This window comes from Micromonospora sp. IBHARD003, assembly GCF_056106285.1.
This window is the reverse complement of the sequence record NZ_JBWBBX010000001.1, coordinates 179,651-196,680: the sequence shown is the minus strand read 5'-3', so window position 1 is coordinate 196,680 and position 17,030 is coordinate 179,651. Positions and strand designations below refer to the sequence as shown.

The following is a 17,030-nucleotide window of genomic DNA, read 5'->3' as shown; positions in this document are numbered from 1 at the left end:
TGTCAGGCCGTCACCGGCACGGCATGGGCACGGTGAACACCGATCCGGGGCCGGAAGTGCTGGTCACGGTCATCGAGCCCCTGCCGCCGAGTGCCCTGGTCGGTGTGTGACGGCCAGGCCGAAGCCGCGACCGCCGCTCCGGCGGTCGCGGACAGGGGAGCGGCACCGCCGACACCGTTTCCGGTCTCGGCGGCACGGGAGATACCACCTTCGATGTGTCCGGCGCCGTGCGGGTACAACGGCGGCCGGCCGCGGCTCGCCCCGAGGGGGCAGGGGTGGCGCGGACTGAGTGGGCGACGGCCGTGGGAGTGGTTCTCTCATGATGTGCCCGGGCCTGACCTGCGGAGAGGCGCAGGTGAGGGTGCGAGGCCGGGGTCGTGGGCCGGGCGGGAGGGAGCGGGACGTGGCTTGCTGTACGGGTTGAGTGTTGTTCAGCTTCGGAAGGTGCACGTCGATGGAACTGGATCCGTTTGTTCGCCGGCCCAACCGGGATGCTCGCGCCGGTCGGGATGCTCACGGTGGGGGCTCCGAGCCGACCGCCGCCGCTGCGCGTTGCAGGGCCCGCCGTGTCTGCGGCGTGCTGCCTTTGCTCGTCTTCGCGACTGCGGGGTTCATCACCACCGCCGGCCCGGCATCCGCCGGTGTCCCCGCCGCCCACCCGGCCGCCACGGCGGGCACCCCCACCTGCGCGGGCGTCCCCGCGACGATCGTCGGTACGAAGCACGACGACATCATCGTGGGCACTCCCGGCAATGACGTCATCGTGGCGCTGGCCGGGAACGACCGTGTCGACGGCATCGGTGGCAACGACATCATCTGCGGCGACCGCGGCAACGACACCCTCTCCGGCAGTGCCGGCAGCGACTCCGTCTTCGGCGGCTACGGCCGCGACACCCTGGACGGCGGCACCGGTAACGACAGCCTCTCCGGTGAGAGGGGCGACGACGCCCTCTCCGGCGGCGATGGCGTCGACACCCTCTCCGGCGGTGAAGGTTGTGACAGTCTCGACGGCGGTCTCGGCCGTGATGACCTCAACGGCGACAGCGGCCACGACAGCCTCAACGGCGGGGCCGGTGACGACGACCTCGACGGTGGCTACGGCCACGACAGCCTCAACGGCGGTGACGACGACGACACCCTCTTCGGCCGCGCCGGAAACGACGACATGTTCGGCGGTGAAGGCGACGACACCCTGGTCGGCGGCAGTGGCAACGACGACCTCTTCGGTAACACCGGCAACGACAATATCTCCGGCGAGGCCGGCGACGACGACCTCTTCGGAGGCGAAGCCAACGACGACCTCTCCGGCGGCGAAGGCGACGACAGGCTCGATGGCGGTCCCGGCACCAACGTGAACGACGGTGGCCCCGGCACCAACACCTGCCTCAACCCCGCGACCGGGACCGGCTGTCCCGTCTGATCGCTCACACCGGGTTCTTTCGGCTGAGCTGGGTTCGACACGGTCATGGTGTCGAGCCCGGCTCCACGGCTTCGGCTGCTTCGGCGACCTCGCGGAGCCGGGCACCGAAGCCGGGCCATCGAAGTAAGCGTGCGGTGAACCGAGTTCAGAGCCCGGTCACCTTGGCGCTCGCCGACAACTCGTAGACCAGGGCGACCGTGCGGCGGCCGCCGGGCGGCAGGGTGACGTCCCAGCGGGCGATGCCTTCGTCGTCGACCATGTCGGGCGCGGGGGAGCAGGCTTCCCCACGCAGGCGTATCTCCACGGCCGAGACCTCGGAGACCGGGATCCGCTCCCGGAGGACGACCACCTGTTCGCCGTGGTCACCGGGGGCAGAGAACCTGGACACGTGCAGCCGGACCGAGCGGGTGACCGTGGTCCGCTGGGTGATTCCGGCGGAGTCGCGGGACTCCTCGGCATCCCGGACCACGCGGTAGTCGTCGCAGCTGCCGAAGGCGAGCTCCACGGGGGCGCCCGGGGCGGTGAAGTCCAGCGCGCCGCGGCCGCTGAATCCGCTGCCGCGGACCAGGTCGACGGGCCCGGCGAGCAGCGCGTGGCCGGACTGGTTGTCGAACCGCACCACCTGGGTGACCAGCGGGGACAGCTCGGGTGAGCAGGCGTACTCGTTCCTCGCCGCCGTGGTGAAAGCGGAGAGCGGCACGCGGTGGGCGCGTCCGTCTCCGGCCACGGACACCGGCGCCGGCGAGTTCAGCACCCGCGCCTCACCGCCGTCGTCCACCCCTGGCAGACCGAGCACCGGGGCCGGGCCGAGGTCCCCGATCTCCTCCTCGCGCAGCTCGACGTCGACCGTCCGGCGCTCTGCGGCGGAGCGGTCCTTGAGCGTCAGCCGGTCCTCGCTCAGCCGCGGTGGATCGGTGGCCAGCGTGGACCGTGCGGTCGACAACGTAAGCCGTACGTCCGACCAGTCCTCTCCGGTGCGCTGCCAGACCATCGCGTCGGTCTCCAGCGTCAGCGAGTCCCCGTCGAGCACGGCCCGGTAGCTTGGCCGCCACAGCGCACACGGGGTGAGGTGGACCAGGCGCAGCCCGACCGGTCCGGCGACCGCGGCCTCCACGGTCAGTTCGATGTGGCCGACCAGCTCGGCGGGTTCCGTCCCGGAGAAGTCCAGGGCCCGTCGGGCCTCGCCGAGCTCGACCGCGACAGCGGCCAGCCGGGCGTTCACGGTGCGGAGCTCCTCGCCGTACGCATCGCGCTCGCCGTCCACCCGGTCCAGTTCGCGGGCCCAGCGGGGCCCATCGGTCTCCCCGGAGCCGGCGCCTTCGCCGATCTCCCGCAGCAGATCTGCAGCGACGAGACCGAGCAGGCCAAGGCGGGCCCGTAGACGGTCGCGCCGCTGCTCCAGGGCGAGCCGCTCCTCTTCGAGGGTGTGCACGCGGTGGCGCAGCGCGGGGTCTTCGTCGGTGGGCGGCTGAGGCCCGCGCGGCTTCCAACTTCGGACGATCCGCACGTCGAGCACGGTGGCCGGGTGATCGGCGGTCAGCTCGGCATGGAGCGTGCGGTCGACGGCCAGCGCACCGACCGGCCCGAGACGCAGCCGCTGGACACCGGCCTTCAGGTCGAGCACGGTGGCCCGCTCGATGTGGGCGCGGTCCTCCAGACAGGTGACGGCGGTGACGGGGAGGGGGATCGGCTCAGCGGCTGTGGGCGCTGTGGACATGGCGTGTCAGCTCCTCCGGTTGCCGCCGACCAGGGCCTTGCCGGCCGGTATGCGGATCTCGTAGCCGCCGTGGAGAGCGGCGGTGCCACCGGCGGGCAGGTCCACCCGCCAAACGCGGGTGCCCAGGGCATGGTGTTCAGGGCCCGCGCCGTCCTCCGGTGTCGTCCAGTCGCCCCGCTCCTCGATCCGGACGTCCGGTTCGGAGGAGACCGGCACCCGCTCGCGGACCTCGACGGTGACAGGCCTCGTGAGCCGGTTGGCCAGCTCCACGTGGACACTGTGGTCGAGCACGGTGGTGTGGTTGCGCAGCCCCGCGGTCGACTCGTGCAGGTTCGTACGGCGGGTGACCCGGATGCCCTCGGCCTGCCCGAGCCCCACCCGGCACACACCGCCGGGGGCGAGCGTGGGCAGTGCGGCGGTCAGCAGGAACTCGTCGTCGACGGTGACCTCCACCGGGCCGGCCAGCAGAGCCTGGTCGGTGGCGTTGGAGACCAGCAGCGTCGCGTACACGGTCTGCTCCACGGACGGCACGCAGAGATACTCGGTGCGCAGACCGACCGGGATCTCGGCGACGGTGACGGTGTGCCAGGTACCGTCCGACGGAATATCGGCGCGGGCGGCGGCATCGAAGCGGTGGTCGAAGGAACCCGCCGACTCGCGGGGCCGCACGGCGTGGCCGGGAAGCGGCAGCGCGGCCACGGCTTCGGCGCGGCGGCGGTACTCGTCCGCCACCGGGTCGAAGGAGGAGTCGGGAAACAGCAGGCCCCTGCGACCGCCCGGCTCGTCGGGGCCCCGCAGGACGAGGGCGGCGTAGTCGAGTTCGGCCCCGGTCGGCTTCGGTGGACCTGCCGCCGGTGCCGGAGGAGGTGGGGGCGCAGCCGGCGCAGGAGCCGGGTGTGCCATGGCGGCGGGCACCGCGAAGGACCGGCTGCCGGGACGGCCCCTGTCGCCCGGTCGCGACCGGACCGGTTGCGCGAGGTCGGGCACAGCGCCGAAGAAGACCTCCGGGGAGGCGCCCTCCGCGCCGCCGGGCACCGGGAGCGGAGCGGCCGGCACGCCGTAGCCCTGCGGCGCCGGTGGCGGTGGCGGTGGCGGAACGGGACCTGGCGCGCTGCCGCCCACGGCAGTCACGGACGCGGCACCGGCAGCCGCGGGTGCGGCGGTCATGTCAGGGCGAGGGCCTGCCGCGTCGTACCCGGCGAAGAGATCGGCGAGCCCGGCCGGGGGCTCGCGCCACCCGGAAGGCGCGGGGACCGGCTGACGACGTCCGATCCGAAGCGAGCGGAGTCTTGGCAGATCGGTGCGGCGCCGCAGGTCCGCGGTGGCCAGGGCGAGGCGCACGGCGGTCCAGTCCTCGCCCGTGCGCTGGGCGACCGAAGCGCGCAGCACCAAACGACCGCTGCCGTCGCCCTGACGGTGGGTGAGACGGTAGGCCGGCACCCATACGGCGCCCGGCACCCCGTACTCCAGCTCCAGCTCGGCCTCCGCGTCACCGGCGCCGTCGAGGGTCAGGACCGCAGAGACCATGGTCTGCACATGCGCTGATGGTGCGTCGGTGGAGGCGCGGGCGAGCCGGTCCGCGGCGAGGGCGAGCTCGTGCTCGACACGGCGCAGCGTCTCCTCCAGCTCGACGAGGCGGGTGTGTAGTCCCGCCAGCCGTTCCTCGACGAAGGCGCCGAGCTCCAGCCACGCGTCCACGGGAGTGCGGCGGTGCGGGTCCTCGCGCCTGCGGGCCGGGGGGACCGGGTGCAACGCCCTGACCTCCTCGATGAGGCCCAGCTGGCGGTCCCGTCGCTCCTGCGCCGCCGCGTGCTCGTCGCGCAGCCTCTCGACCTCGCCCTGCAACTCGTCGGACGTGCCGGTGCCGAGCGGCTCGGCCTCGACCTCCACCCGGGCCTCGGTCACGCGCGCACGGGGGATACCCAGGACCCGGGCCCGCAACGAGCTCGGATCCAGCGACCGGGGCAGCCCCGTCACCCGCACCCGGCCATCCGGCGGCACGCTGCCCCGGGCCAGCCGGCGGCAGACCGCGCCTTGCGCGTACACCACGACCGAATCGAGGGCCGACTCCCACCGCTGTGTCGTCTCAGCCGTCATGTGCTCCGCCCCCGCCGTGTCCATGCTGAGCGAAGCCTAGCGCTGTGGCCGGATAGGTTCACCGGCTCGCGGCGCCCTGCACGGCGTCTCGCTGCGTTGTCGACTCACCCGAGTACATCCAGTACAAGGCCGATTCTCCGCCTTGCGATACACCGCGCAGGACGTCGCGAGCTTCCCGGCAAACCTATCCGGCCACAGCACTCGCCCGACCGGTCCGCGCATCCGGGGCGTTCCTGACCCCGCCCGACAACGGGACGTCGACCGCCGTCGGCCGCCATGGGGTGAGGCCGCGTCCACCGCCTTTCGCCGGCACCGGCTTCGGGGGCGGGCATGGCCCGGCCGCGCGCCGTGGTTCACGTGCCCGTGAACGGCCCGCTCGGCTATCCCTGCTTCGTCCGCGTGGGGGAGAAACTGTCCCTTGCCGCCTCGAAGGTCTTTCGGATGGTGGGGACTGCGCTGTCGGGGCCGGCGACCCAGAAGTCGTAGGTCCGCCCGCTCTTGGTGTACCGCAGGTCGATCGAGCGATGGCGGATGCCGGAGCCGGCGTCGTACCAGGTGAACTCCCAGATGGCGGCAGTTGCGCCGTTGTGCTCGGTCCGCTCCAGGCGAACGGGCCGGTACTTCGGATAGGCGCCGGCCGCGGAGGTGCCGGTGCCATGGTTGTCCTGTGCCAGGAGTTCTGCATAGGGGTCACCGTTACCGTCGGGCGGATCCATGTGGACGCCGATCCGGAACGTTCGGTCCGCCGAGTAGTAGTAGATGCGGCGGTTGTCTGCGTACGGTCCGGTCCAGTCCTTGCCGATCTCCAGGGTGAATCCGGCAGGATCGCTGATCGCGCGGAATCCGGGGCGGGCGGCCGTCGGTGATTCCGGCCCCGGTGCCGCCGGTGAGGCCCCGGTGCTCGGGGACTGGTGGGCCAGCAGAGGAGGTACGGCGTAGAGGCCCACGGCCGCCAGAGCGGCAACCGTCGTGACGATCAGGGAACGCGTGAGCCAGCGGCGGGTGGAGCGACCGGAAACCTGCGCCGGGCCCGCCTCCTCGGGCCGGACGGGTCCATGCCCGCCCACCGGATGAGCGGTGCGGTGGCGTTCCTCCGAGGCGGATCTGGTTCCGAACGGGGATCGCTGCCGGTCGTTCGGCCCAGGAGCGGATTCGGCGGCGTGGGTCTGCCCCTCTGGGTGGGGCATGAATCCGTGCGGGTGTGGCACGTCGGGGCGCTCGACGGCAATCAGCAGGGACCGGGCTGTCGATGCGGTCATCCGCTGTGACGGGTCCTTGGTGAGCAGGCCGTCGATGACTTCGCCGAGAGGACCGGCGTTCCGCGGCGGGTCGTAGGTGCCGTCGAGCACGGCCCGAAGGGTTGCGAACTCGTTGTTGCGGTGGAACGGAGAGCGTCCCTCGACCATTTCATAGAGGGTTGCCCCCAGGGACCACAGGTCACATGCCGGTACGGCTCTCAGACCCTGGGCGCGTTCCGGCGACAGGTAGTCGAGTGTGCCGACGACCCCACCCGGCACGGTCAGGGTTCCGGCGCCGGCCATCGAGGCGATGCCGAAATCGGTCAGAACGGTACGGCCGTCCGGCCGGGCCAGCAGAAGATTGGACGGTTTCACATCCCGGTGCACCACACCGGTCGCATGGGCCGCGATCAGCCCGTCCAGCGCCTCGCGCGCGATCCGAGCCGCATCGCCGACCGCCATACAGCCGCTGGCCAGCTCCTCGGCCAGGGAACGCCCCGAGACCAGTTCCATGATGATCCATGGCCGGTCCTCGTCCATCACGACATCATGAACCTCGATGACGTTCCGGTGCTGGACCAGTGCCGCGGCCCTGGCCTCCCGCAGTGCCCGCTCCGCCCGCCGCCGCCACTCCTCGGGATCGAGGTCGACGCGCGCCCGGATCTCCTTGACCGCGACCGCGCGTCCCAACTTCACGTCCTGTGCCGCCCAGACCGCGCCCATGGCCCCGCGCCCGATCAGCTCGCTCAGCTGATAACGGCCTGCCGCCAACCCCCGCACCACCGGTTCGGCCATTCTCGGTCCCCCTGCGCTCCATGGCCCTGCCCGGACTGTCACCTGCCGTCAGGCCTTCCATCTCCCGAGATTTTGCCTCACCGGAACGGACCGGTGTACGTGGGGCCGTACGAAGGCGATCACCACCGGAGTCCTGCAGGGACCGCCTGGCATCCGATCTGCGAGGAGGTGAGGGCGCGACGGAGGGCGGGGAACATCGCGGTGACCGGCACACGGCGGCAGAAGGAGGGTGAGAACATGCCGGTGCCGCGGACCGGCAGCCACGAACGCCACATCCCACCGCACCACTTCGACACCCAGGAGCAGCGATGACACCGGCGAGCAGCACCCGGTCAGGGCGGGGATGACCATGGCCGACCACGACCTGAACGGCTTCGACCGCTGCACGTTCACCTACGAGGGCGTCACCCGCCAGATCCTGCGGCGAGGCGAAGGGCCCGCCGTGATCGTGATGGCGGAAGTCCCCGGCATCACCCCCAAAGTGCTGGAGTTCGCCGAACGAGTGGCCGCGATCGGCTGCACCGCCGTGCTCCCGGTGCTGTTCGGTACACCCGGACGCGACCCCCATCCCGACGCCCACGGGCCGCTGAAGGCCGGCACCTATACGGCCAGGACGTTCTGGCGGGTGTGCGTGAGCCGTGAGTTCACCCTGCTCGCCACGGGGAGGAGCTCACGCATCGTGACGTGGCTGCGTGCGCTGGCGGCACAGGAGCACCAGCGCTGCGGCGGCCCCGGGGTCGGGGCCGTGGGAATGTGCCTCACCGGAGGATTCGCCCTGGCCATGGCCGTCGACGACCGCCTTCTCGCCCCCGTCCTGGCCCAGCCGTCGCTGCCGCTGGCCATCACCGGGAGCCGAGCCTGCGGCATCGACATTTCCGCCCAGGACCTCGCCACCGTCCGAGGGCGTTGCGAGCGCGACGGCCTCGAGGTGATGGGGCTGCGGTTCCGCGGAGACAGACTCGTACCCCGCGACCGGTTCGCCTTTCTGCGCCGTGAACTCGGCGAAGCCTTCACGGTCGTCGAACTCGACGACACCGCGGCGAATCCCGGCGCCGTCATGCCGCCGCATTCCGTTCTCACCGAGCACCTCATCGATGAACCGGGCCAGCCGACTCGCACGGCGCTGGACCAGGTGCTCGACCTCTTCCGTACCCGACTGCTCGAGCCCGGCACCGGGTCCGCGAACCCGTCAGTCACTTCCGGAGATGACGAGGAGGCCACGTGATCGTACGCCCGATCGGTTGTGCAACTGATCCGGCGAACCACGTCGCTGCCTCTGTGACGAGGGCCGGACTGGTGGGACGATGGCCGGACACGCCGATCGGCGGTCGGTTTCACCTCCCCTGGGGCACCCATGAACATCCGGCTCCCATTCCGACTCCTCGCCGCAGCCACCGTGGCCGGCCTGATACTCACCGCCTGCAGCGGTTCCGGCGGGTCCGCGCGTACATCGAGCTCGCCTCCCGCAGCGTCGGCAACGGTCGAGCCGAGGGGCACCTCGTCCACCCCCTCGCCGTCGTCGCCTGCCCCCTCGTCGGCCACGCGGGCCCCGACCGCTTCCACTCCCAGCGGCACACCACCGCTGGGCTCCTGGAGCCTCCAGCCCGTGTGGCCGTTCACCACGCTCGCCCAAGCTCAGGCGTGGGAGCGTGCCTACAGCTCCGGCGGCCACCAGCCCTGGCACCTCGACCCGGCCCGGACCGCGCTGTCCTTCACGCGTGAGTACCTCGACTTCAAGGAGATCGACCGGATCACCTCGCGCACCGTAAGCGGTCGGCACGCCCGCGTCGGCGTCGCACGGACGGGGTCCGAAGGCGGTACCGCCGCGGTGATCCACCTCGTGCGGTACGGCGACGGCCGGAATGCCCCGTGGGAGGTCGTGGGCACCGACGACACGACGTTCTCTCTCACCACTCCCGCGTACGGATCGCGCGTGCGCTCGCCGTTGGAGACAGGCGGACGGATCTCCGGAGTGGACGAGAGCATCCGCGTTCAGGTGCGCCAGCCGTCGTCGGCCGCGCCGCTGGGCACCTCACCGTGCTGCACGTCGGCGGGCGGCGACAAGCAGCCCTGGCACGTGACGCTGCCCTTCTCCGGCGCCCGGGACCCGGTGCTCACGGTCGTCGCCTCCACCGGAGGACACATCGCCGAGGTCGAACGGTTCACCATCACCGCGGTGCGCACGAGGTGACGGCCTCGACCGCGCTTGACGTGCGGGACGCACTTCGGTCCGGCACCGGCGTCCGGGATCAGCCGCTCGTCACAAGGCCCCGGCCGCTCTGCGGATCGCGTCGAGCGCCCGGGCCACGTCGTCATCCGTCGTGCACCAGTTGCTCACGGAGATGCGCATTACGCGGCGATCGTGCCAGGTGGAGCCGCTGATCCAGACCGTGCCGTCCGCGAGCAGCCGCTCGAGCACCCGGTCCGTCCGCGCGTCGTCGCCGAAGGTGGCGCAGACCTGGGTGTAGACCACGTCGTTGAGTACGTGCGCGCCGTCGATCTCCGCGATGCCCGCGGCGAACGCGGAGGCGTGGTGGCACAGGCGCTCGACGAGAGCGGCGACTCCGGATCTCCCGAGTGAACGGAGCACCGCCCAGACGGTGAAGGCCCGGCCCCGGCGGGAGAGTTCGGGCACCTTGTCGAAGGAGTCGCCCTCTTCGTGGTGGATGAGGTAGTCGCCGTGCTGCCCCATCGCCGCGCGCAGGGCCGCGGCGTCCCGTACGACCGCGATACCGCAGTCGTAGGGCACATTGAGGGTCTTGTGGGCGTCCGTGGCCCAGGAATCGGCCTGCCCGCAGTCTGCTGTCAGACGGGCGTACGCGGGAGACGCGGCGGCCCACAGGCCGAAGGCGCCGTCGATATGCACCCATGCGTCCGCGGCGTGAGCGGCCCCGATCGTTTCCCCGAAAGAATCGAAGGCCCCGGTGTGGATCTCCCCGGCCTGCAGGGCGACGATGGTCGGCCGTGGCGTGCCGTTGCGCAGGGCATGCGCCAAGGCGCTCGGGACGATGCGCCCTTGGTCGTCGGTCTCCACCAGTTGCGGTTGGCCCAGCCCCAGGTAGCGAAGGGCGAGGTCGACGGACATATGGCGGGACGCACCGGCCAGCACCCGTACCCCGGGGCCACCCGTGAGCCCATCGCGGGCGACGTTCCAGCCCGCGCGCCGCAGTACGGTGTCGCGTGCGGCGGCGAGACAGGTGAAGTTCGCCATGGTGGCGCCCGTGGTGAAGCCGACGGCGCTGCCCGGAGGCAGTCCGAGCAGCTCCAGGAGCCATGCACCGGCGATATCCTCCACCGCGGTGTGCGCCGGCGTGACCGCCCGCATGACGCAGTTCTGGTCCCACGCGCTCACCAGCCAGTCGACGGCCAGCGCGGCCGGCTCGCTCCCCCCGATCACGAAGCCGTAGAAACGACCGCCGGGCGAGGCGGTGAGGCCGGGCTCGCAGGCGGTGGCCAGCAACTCGACGACGTCCGCGGGCGGACTCGGGCCTTCCGGCAGTTCGGCGCCGAGCGCGCGCACGACCTCGTCGACCTGGGCGCGGGGCGGGACCCGCCGATCGGCCAGACTCGCCAGCCAGCGGATGGCATGATCGTGCGCCCGCTGGAGCGCCGCCTCACGCGCGTCCATGTCTCGGACTATGAACCTCTCGCGGAGCCCGTGCAACACCGCCGCTCGGGTCCTTCACCGAGATGCGTCGGAGCGCGCAGCGGCACCCGCCGTGGCTCGCACCGTCCGGGCCGCCCGAACACCGCGACGAGGTCGCTTGTGCGAAGACTCAGCTCCCCGAGCCGGAGGCCACGGCGTTACGCCAGACGGTCAGGTCCACCGTCATGTAGGTGCTCGGCGAATTCTCGGCCGAGAAGCCCTTGACCGTCACGAGACCCATGTGTCCCGTCCCCGTGGTGACGCAGACCTGCCGCCCCTTCGCGAGCTTGTCCACATAGACGTTCTGCGTGAACCGCGTGTCCGCACGACAGGCCTCGAGCGATCCCTCCTGGCCCGGGTCCAGCAGCACCAGACTGCCTCCCGAACTCTCCGCGTCGAGGTACCCGCCGGTGTCGTAGGACAGTTCATACCCGCCGTCCTCGCCATCCTGGGGCCGGACGACGTCGTCCCCGAGGGTGAGGTGGTAGCCGGCGGTGAGATTGATGCCCTGGTAAGTGACAGGTTTGGCCTTGGCTTTGGTGCCGGGCTTCGGGACGGCCCCGTTCGTGCTGCCGCTCGGCTGCGTTCCATGCGACGTGCCGCTCCCGCGGGCCTGCTGCCCGTCATCGCTTTTGAGCAGCGCGTATGTCGTGCCCGCAGCCGCGATACCGAAGACCAACGCGGCGGCAAGGGTGATGACCAGTCTTCGCCCGCTCGCACTCCTGACGGGCTGTGGCACGGGGGGCCCGGGCTGCTGACCCGGGAACATCGGCGCGCGGCCCGGGCCCTGCGTTGGGGCATAGGGCTGAGCGTGGACGTGCGCCGGGGCAGGTCCCCGAGGGGGCTGAGGCTGGGGCGGCTGGTGCGTACCAGGCGGGCCGTACCCCGGGGGCGGGCTGGTCGGGCCGGCGGGCATGGTGGGGGAGTAGGCCGCGGAAGGAGGCGTCGCCGAAGGCTGCGTCGTCACAGGAGGCGAAGGGGGCTGGACCGGGACGGGGGCTGCTGCCCGCACCGTGATGTCGGCGGTGATCGGTCCCGGGAGCCAGTCCTCTGCGCGGCGCAGCACCGTCTCCGCGTTCGCGGCCTGGCAGATCGCGATGATTTCACCGAGCGACGGCCTGGCCTCGGGGTCTTTGGCGAGGCAGCGGGTGACCAGCTCCTTCAGCCGCTCCGGTACTCCGGTGAGGTCAGGCTCCTCGTGGACGATCCGGTAGAGCACACCGTGCGAGGTGCCCTCGCCGAAGGCAGGGGATCCCGTCGCCGCGTACGCCGCGACCTGTCCGAGCGCGAAGATGTCGGTGGCCGGGGTCACCCGGCGCCCAGCAGCTTGCTCTGGGGCCATGAACGACGGAGTGCCGACGGTGACCCCGCTGCCGGTGAGTGAGGTCGCGTCAGCGGCGCGGGCGATACCGAAGTCGATGACGCGCGGCCCGTCGGAGGCGAGCAGCACATTGGACGGCTTGAGGTCGCGGTGCACGATGCCCGCACCGTGGATGACATGCAGAGCCTCCGCCATGCCGGCGATCAGCAGCAGCACGGTCTCGACCGGCAGCGCGCCGTGCATGGCCACCGCATCGGCGAGGGACGGGCCCGGCACGTACGCGGTGGCCAGCCAGGGCTGCGCGCCGTCGGTGTCGGCGTCGATGACGGGCGCGGTGAACAGGCCCTGTACGCGGTAGGCCGACCTCACCTCCTGGGCGAACCGGCGGCGGAACTCGGCATCCTCCGCGAACTCGGGGCGGATCACCTTGATGGCCACGGGGCGTCCGCCAGGCGTGTACGACAGGTACACCTTGCCCATGCCGCCCGCTCCGAGCTTGGCAGCCAGCCGGTATCCGGCGAGCGCGGTCGGGTCGTCGCCCGCGAGCGGCTGGAAGATACTGCCGCCCTGGTCTGGTTGCTGACCACTCATCACTTTCGTCCCCCGCCTGGTAGCCCATACGAGCGGCACCTTATCCAAGGACAGATCGTTGGTGTGCTGCCCCTCCGCCCATCCGCGTGAACCACCGGGGCAGGGGAGACGGGAGCGGGCACGGACGGCCTGGGTGTACCGGCCGCGCCCGCTGGTACGGGCATGGGTGTCGGTCTCGCGGACCGGGTGACCGCCCGCACCGAGTAGGTCGTTCCGGCCTGGTCAGTGCCCGTCGCCGGGTGGGCAGGTCGGCTGGAACGGCGGGGGGACACGCGGGTGTTGCGGGCGCAGCGGTCGGAAGTGGTGGGTGACCGTCCAGTGGCCGATGCGATCGCCGGCCTGGCATCCGGCGGTGTCGGCAGTGCGTGTGTGGATCCCGGCCCACACCCGTGCGTTGATCATGTCCTCGTTGAACCGGTCGGCGTACGCGTAGTGCCGTGATGTGCCGGTGGCCTCGGAGGAGAGGGTGAGGTCGATGCGCGGGGTCCCGAGGAGTCCGGTCAGGGTCTGGGCCACGGCTCCGGCGACGGCGGCATGGCCGCTGACATAGTCAGGGTGCGGCGGTGTGACGAGCAGTGGCTGCCAGAGGGGGTCGGCCTCGGTCGCCGGGTTGCCGTCGGTGTCGGCCAGTCGAACGGCACTGATGGGACGCCAGGTTCCGTAGCGGAGTTTGGAGTCCCAGGCGGTGACCACGGCGTCGGTCGCGGACGCGTTCGCCGCGGCGAACAGCCGTGCCGTCTCCGCGATGCCGAGGCGGTGACGCGCGGTGTGGTCACGGAACGCCTCCTGGAGCTGCACCACGAGACTGCCGCCGAAGAACAGCGCGGTCTCGGTCTGCAGCGCGGTGCGGGGCGATCCGCTCCTCGCCCCCATGGCCTTCACCTCGTTGACGTCGTCGGCGTAGCGGGTCGAGGAAAGGGCGGGCGGAGTGCCGGGGCGGAACTGGTGCGGGGATGTGAGCACCATGGGGCGGAGCTCGCCGAGCCAGGTGTCGATGAAGGGGAGGTGGGCGGGCGGGGTGGGCCGCCAGACGCCCGGCGCCGGTGTCGCGGTGAACTCCACCGGCGCGAAGCGGCCGTCTCCTTCGCGCAGCTCGATGAGGTGGGCCGCGGCCCGTGCCCCGAAGGCCACGCCCTGTCTCTTCGCCCTGCCGTCGGGGATCTTGGCGAGTGAATCGGCGTACGCGGCGTCGAGCGGGGCTCGGGAGTCGGGGAAGAAGTCGACCAGTACGTGGTGTGCGGCGGTCACCGCTGCCGCCTCGGGTGACGCGGTGGAGGGTCCGCGCGCATGCCATAGGTACGGGGCGTAGCGGCCTTGGATGCCGACCACGGCGTTGTAGACGGCAGCCGAGACGAACCCGTGCCAGATGACGGCTTGCCCTGACGGGCGGGTGGCTCCGAGGTTGGTGCTGATGGTGTCGGTGGCGATGGCGTTCCAGTCGCGGATCGCCGCGGGATCCGCCGCCGGCGCCGGATGGCCGTCGGCGGCGGCCGGAGGACCGGCCAGCACGGTCATGGTGAGGAGCAAGAGTGACGTGAGAGCGCGGACGATGGCTCGCCCGCGCGAACGAGAGGCATCCATAACCGGCTCAACGGTCCGGCCGGGTCACGGTTACACCGGTAGGCGGACGATGTGGAGTGCGCCGGCGCATCCGGGCGCAGGGCATGCGGGGGGGCGTACACCTTCCGGCGGTGCGCGGGGTGTTGGCGGGTCGTCCTGGCCGAGCGCGTGCCGTCAGCCGCCGCTGGTGGGTTTGGGGAGTGCGCGGTGGGCGTACCAGGCTTCGAGAGCCTGGGCGCGGGTGCCGGCCGGGTTCTGGCGGTGCCAGGCGCTGGTGAAGCGGTTGAACTCGAACTGCGCCTCGATCTCTCGGGGCCGGGCCGCGTCCGGGCGTGTGGCGTGCCAGTGGGCAACCGCGTCCGCCAGGGTCCGGCCGGGATTCTGAGCGATGAAGTCGCGCATGAAGGCGTCGAAGTGGAAGCCGGGGCCGATCGCCTCGGCGAAGTACCTCCGCAGGACCTGGCTGCACCGCTGGCCGGCCGGGATCACGGTGTCGCCGTTGACGGGCTCGGCCAACTGCGCGGTCGCCGGGCGGCGGCGGGCCGGGGCAGCCGGCAGCGGCAGACCGTCCAGCGCCGCGGCGAGCCGGGCCGTGAGCGCCGCCTTGCCGCCGTTCCGCGCGACGCCCATGGTGCGGGCGAGACCCGTGAGCTCGTTGAGCGTCCAGTACCAGCGCAGCAGCTCGGCACCGGTGAGGTCGGCCGTCAGCGGCGGCCTGGACTCGGCGACTGTCGCACTGGTGTTCCGGTTCTCGTTCATGGCCGTCATTCTGCCGGGCTGCGTCCTGCGGGTTCGACGTGCGGGGAGTGTTCGCTGGGGCCGCTGAGCGTCGGCTGTTTCCCCAATGGCGACCTCAGGCAGAGCGTGAGTCCCGGTGGTACTCGTCATCCCCGGTGTATTGAAGGGTGAATAGCCGGATTGGAGCCCTGCGACTGCATGCGCCAAGTCGGCCCAGGAAACTGGGTGGCGGGCAGGTGCTCGCGTTCTTACTCTCCCGGCATGGAAAACGCTGACGTACTACTGAATGTCATTGATGTTGAGGCAACGTGCTGGGAGGGCGAGCCACCGCGTGGTGCGGTAAGCGAGATCATCGAGATCGGGCTGACGGTCGTCGACCTCGGCAGACGTGAGCGCCTCGGACGGCATCGCATTCTCGTGCGGCCCGTGCGGTCTGTCGTGAGCCCCTTTTGTACTGAGCTGACCGGTCTGACTCAGGCCGAGGTTGATGAGGGCATGGGCTTTGCCGATGCATGCCGCGTGCTGGCCGCGGAGCACCGGGCGGGGGCACGTCCGTGGGCGAGTTGGGGTGATTACGATCGTCACCAGTTCACCCGGCAGTGCCAGGTCGCCAATACCGCATATCCATTTGGACGCCGCCACGTAAACGCCAAGGCAGTCTTCACCCAGGCCCATGGCTTGCGGAAACGCCCTGGAATGGCCCGGGCGCTGGGCATTGCCGGACTGCCGCTGGAAGGGCGTCACCACTGCGGCGAGGACGATGCATGGAACATTGCCGCACTGATCCTCGACCTGGCCGCCCGTGGTGCCTGGCCCGAGGCCACGACCTTGTGATGGTGGTGACCCGGTCGCCCTTGGCTTCGCACATCGCCGACCGCGTCGAGGTCGACCGACTCGGGGCTTCTCGGCGTCAGCGTCACCTCGACCTGGCCCACGGAGACGGCGGTGTTGTCATCGGCCCAGGCGCACATCGGAAGGCGACCTTGCTGCCGGTGGCGCCCTGCGGCGGATCCGTGCGGAGTGGAGGTACGGACATGATCAGCACCCTGCGCTTCGGTAACGACACTCAGAGCTGCCCCGACTCGGCCCTGGACGTCTTGTCCAGTCTGGACGTATGGTCCAGTCATGGAGGCTGTGGAAAAGAGCATGGATCCTCGGGTGCGGATGTGGGCCCCAGTGGGGCAGGCCGTGGCGCTGCTGCTCGGCCCGTACGCCGAGGTGGTACTGCACGACCCGGACACCGACCGGGTCCTGGCGATCTGGAATCCGATGAGCGCCCGCGCTCCGGGCGACCCGTCCCTGCTCGGCGAACTCGGCGCGCTGGACCCCTCGGTCCAGGACGTGTTCGGGCCCTACGAGAAGCAGCTCGCCGACGGCAGGCGCCTGTCGTCGGTCAGTGCGGTACTGCGTGAGGCGGACGGCCGCGCTACCGCGGTGCTGTGCGTCAACCTCGACCGGACGCCTCTGGAACAGGCCGCGGCCGTACTCACCGCGTTCGGCGCCCCGGCCGTCGCCCGCCCCGAGCCGCTCTTCGAGCAGGACTGGAACGAGCAGATCCAGCACATCGTCGGCGCCTACGTCCGCGAGTGCGGTCGGCCGGTCGAGCGGCTGACCCGGGCCGACCGCCTGGCCGTGCTCGCGCGACTGGAAGACGCCGGAGTCTTCGCGGTGCGCCGGGCCACGCCGGTCGTCGCGCGCGCCCTGCAGATCTCCCGCTCGACCCTCTACGGCCTGCTGGCCGAACGCAGAACATCGCGCGCAGCGCCCAGCAGTAAGGAGCATGCGCCGTGATCCTCCCGAGCTTGCCGCGCCCGCCGACCGTCTGGCGACAGTCGTCCGCCCGTCCCGATCGGTCGGCGCCGCCGGAGCTCCGGCGGCATCGTCACCGGACATGAGCGCCGTCCATC

At 71.4% G+C, this 17,030-nt stretch carries 12 protein-coding genes; 5 read left to right on the top strand and 7 right to left on the bottom strand.

Annotation, left to right across the window (positions count from 1 at the left end):
- Window positions 1–577 precede the first annotated feature (577 nt).
- Window positions 578–1,420, top strand: a complete 843-nt coding sequence (locus ACTWOL_RS00810) for a calcium-binding protein (RefSeq protein ID WP_474293197.1) — start codon at window positions 578–580, stop codon at window positions 1,418–1,420.
- Between the two features lie 145 nt (window positions 1,421–1,565).
- On the opposite strand, the gene ACTWOL_RS00805 is transcribed toward ACTWOL_RS00810, so the two are convergent.
- From ACTWOL_RS00805 to ACTWOL_RS00795, 3 genes are all read right to left on the bottom strand, one after another.
- The gene (locus tag ACTWOL_RS00805) at window positions 1,566–3,137 is read right to left on the bottom strand and encodes a DUF4139 domain-containing protein (protein WP_474293195.1); all 1,572 of its coding nucleotides are present in this window, start codon (window positions 3,135–3,137) and stop codon (window positions 1,566–1,568) included.
- Window positions 3,138–3,143: 6 nt separating this feature from the next.
- Window positions 3,144–5,234 (bottom strand): DUF4139 domain-containing protein, encoded by a 2,091-nt coding sequence (locus ACTWOL_RS00800; protein ID WP_474293193.1) that lies wholly within the window; start codon window positions 5,232–5,234, stop codon window positions 3,144–3,146.
- A gap of 380 nt (window positions 5,235–5,614) precedes the next feature.
- Window positions 5,615–7,267 (bottom strand): serine/threonine-protein kinase, encoded by a 1,653-nt coding sequence (locus ACTWOL_RS00795; protein WP_474293191.1) that lies wholly within the window; start codon window positions 7,265–7,267, stop codon window positions 5,615–5,617.
- 349 nt (window positions 7,268–7,616) lie between these two features.
- On the opposite strand from ACTWOL_RS00795, the gene ACTWOL_RS00790 reads away from it, so the two are divergent.
- Both ACTWOL_RS00790 and ACTWOL_RS00785 read left to right on the top strand, forming a co-directional pair.
- Window positions 7,617–8,492 carry a dienelactone hydrolase family protein gene (locus tag ACTWOL_RS00790; RefSeq protein ID WP_474293189.1) on the top strand — a complete coding sequence of 292 codons (876 nt, stop codon included), beginning with the start codon at window positions 7,617–7,619 and terminating at the stop codon, window positions 8,490–8,492.
- 381 nt (window positions 8,493–8,873) lie between these two features.
- On the top strand, window positions 8,874–9,458 hold the full coding sequence (locus ACTWOL_RS00785; RefSeq protein ID WP_474293186.1) for a hypothetical protein: 585 nt from the start codon (window positions 8,874–8,876) through the stop codon (window positions 9,456–9,458).
- A gap of 69 nt (window positions 9,459–9,527) precedes the next feature.
- On the opposite strand, the gene ACTWOL_RS00780 is transcribed toward ACTWOL_RS00785, so the two are convergent.
- From ACTWOL_RS00780 to ACTWOL_RS00765, 4 genes are all read right to left on the bottom strand, one after another.
- Window positions 9,528–10,895, bottom strand: a complete 1,368-nt coding sequence (locus ACTWOL_RS00780) for a pyridoxal phosphate-dependent decarboxylase family protein (RefSeq protein ID WP_474293184.1) — start codon at window positions 10,893–10,895, stop codon at window positions 9,528–9,530.
- A gap of 148 nt (window positions 10,896–11,043) precedes the next feature.
- Window positions 11,044–12,825, bottom strand: a complete 1,782-nt coding sequence (locus tag ACTWOL_RS00775) for a serine/threonine-protein kinase (RefSeq protein WP_474293182.1) — start codon at window positions 12,823–12,825, stop codon at window positions 11,044–11,046.
- Window positions 12,826–13,047: 222 nt separating this feature from the next.
- Window positions 13,048–14,340, bottom strand: coding sequence for a vanadium-dependent haloperoxidase (locus ACTWOL_RS00770; RefSeq protein WP_474293180.1), 1,293 nt, complete (start codon window positions 14,338–14,340; stop codon window positions 13,048–13,050).
- A 219-nt stretch (window positions 14,341–14,559) separates the two neighbouring features.
- Window positions 14,560–15,144, bottom strand: a complete 585-nt coding sequence (locus tag ACTWOL_RS00765) for a DUF6434 domain-containing protein (protein WP_474293177.1) — start codon at window positions 15,142–15,144, stop codon at window positions 14,560–14,562.
- A 240-nt stretch (window positions 15,145–15,384) separates the two neighbouring features.
- Between ACTWOL_RS00765 and ACTWOL_RS00760 the strand changes: the two genes are divergently transcribed.
- Both ACTWOL_RS00760 and ACTWOL_RS00755 read left to right on the top strand, forming a co-directional pair.
- The gene (locus ACTWOL_RS00760; protein WP_474293175.1) at window positions 15,385–15,957 is read left to right on the top strand and encodes a 3'-5' exonuclease; all 573 of its coding nucleotides are present in this window, start codon (window positions 15,385–15,387) and stop codon (window positions 15,955–15,957) included.
- Window positions 15,958–16,248: 291 nt separating this feature from the next.
- Complete coding sequence (locus ACTWOL_RS00755) at window positions 16,249–16,914, top strand: helix-turn-helix transcriptional regulator (RefSeq protein WP_474293173.1); 666 nt, start codon at window positions 16,249–16,251, stop codon at window positions 16,912–16,914.
- The last annotated feature ends 116 nt before the right edge of the window (window positions 16,915–17,030 follow it).

What these genes read in the sequence shown, in the direction of transcription:
- ACTWOL_RS00805 (WP_474293195.1), bottom strand. Translation starts at nt 3,137, where the DNA reads ATGTCCACAGCGCCCACAGCCGCTGAGCCGATCCCCCTCCCCGTCACC.
- ACTWOL_RS00800 (WP_474293193.1), bottom strand. Translation starts at nt 5,234, where the DNA reads ATGACGGCTGAGACGACACAGCGGTGGGAGTCGGCCCTCGATTCGGTC.
- ACTWOL_RS00795 (WP_474293191.1), bottom strand. Translation starts at nt 7,267, where the DNA reads ATGGCCGAACCGGTGGTGCGGGGGTTGGCGGCAGGCCGTTATCAGCTG.
- ACTWOL_RS00790 (WP_474293189.1), top strand. Translation starts at nt 7,617, where the DNA reads ATGGCCGACCACGACCTGAACGGCTTCGACCGCTGCACGTTCACCTAC.
- ACTWOL_RS00780 (WP_474293184.1), bottom strand. Translation starts at nt 10,895, where the DNA reads ATGGACGCGCGTGAGGCGGCGCTCCAGCGGGCGCACGATCATGCCATC.
- ACTWOL_RS00775 (WP_474293182.1), bottom strand. Translation starts at nt 12,825, where the DNA reads ATGAGTGGTCAGCAACCAGACCAGGGCGGCAGTATCTTCCAGCCGCTC.
- ACTWOL_RS00770 (WP_474293180.1), bottom strand. Translation starts at nt 14,340, where the DNA reads ATGACCGTGCTGGCCGGTCCTCCGGCCGCCGCCGACGGCCATCCGGCG.
- ACTWOL_RS00765 (WP_474293177.1), bottom strand. Translation starts at nt 15,144, where the DNA reads ATGAACGAGAACCGGAACACCAGTGCGACAGTCGCCGAGTCCAGGCCG.
- ACTWOL_RS00760 (WP_474293175.1), top strand. Translation starts at nt 15,385, where the DNA reads ATGGAAAACGCTGACGTACTACTGAATGTCATTGATGTTGAGGCAACG.
- ACTWOL_RS00755 (WP_474293173.1), top strand. Translation starts at nt 16,249, where the DNA reads ATGGAGGCTGTGGAAAAGAGCATGGATCCTCGGGTGCGGATGTGGGCC.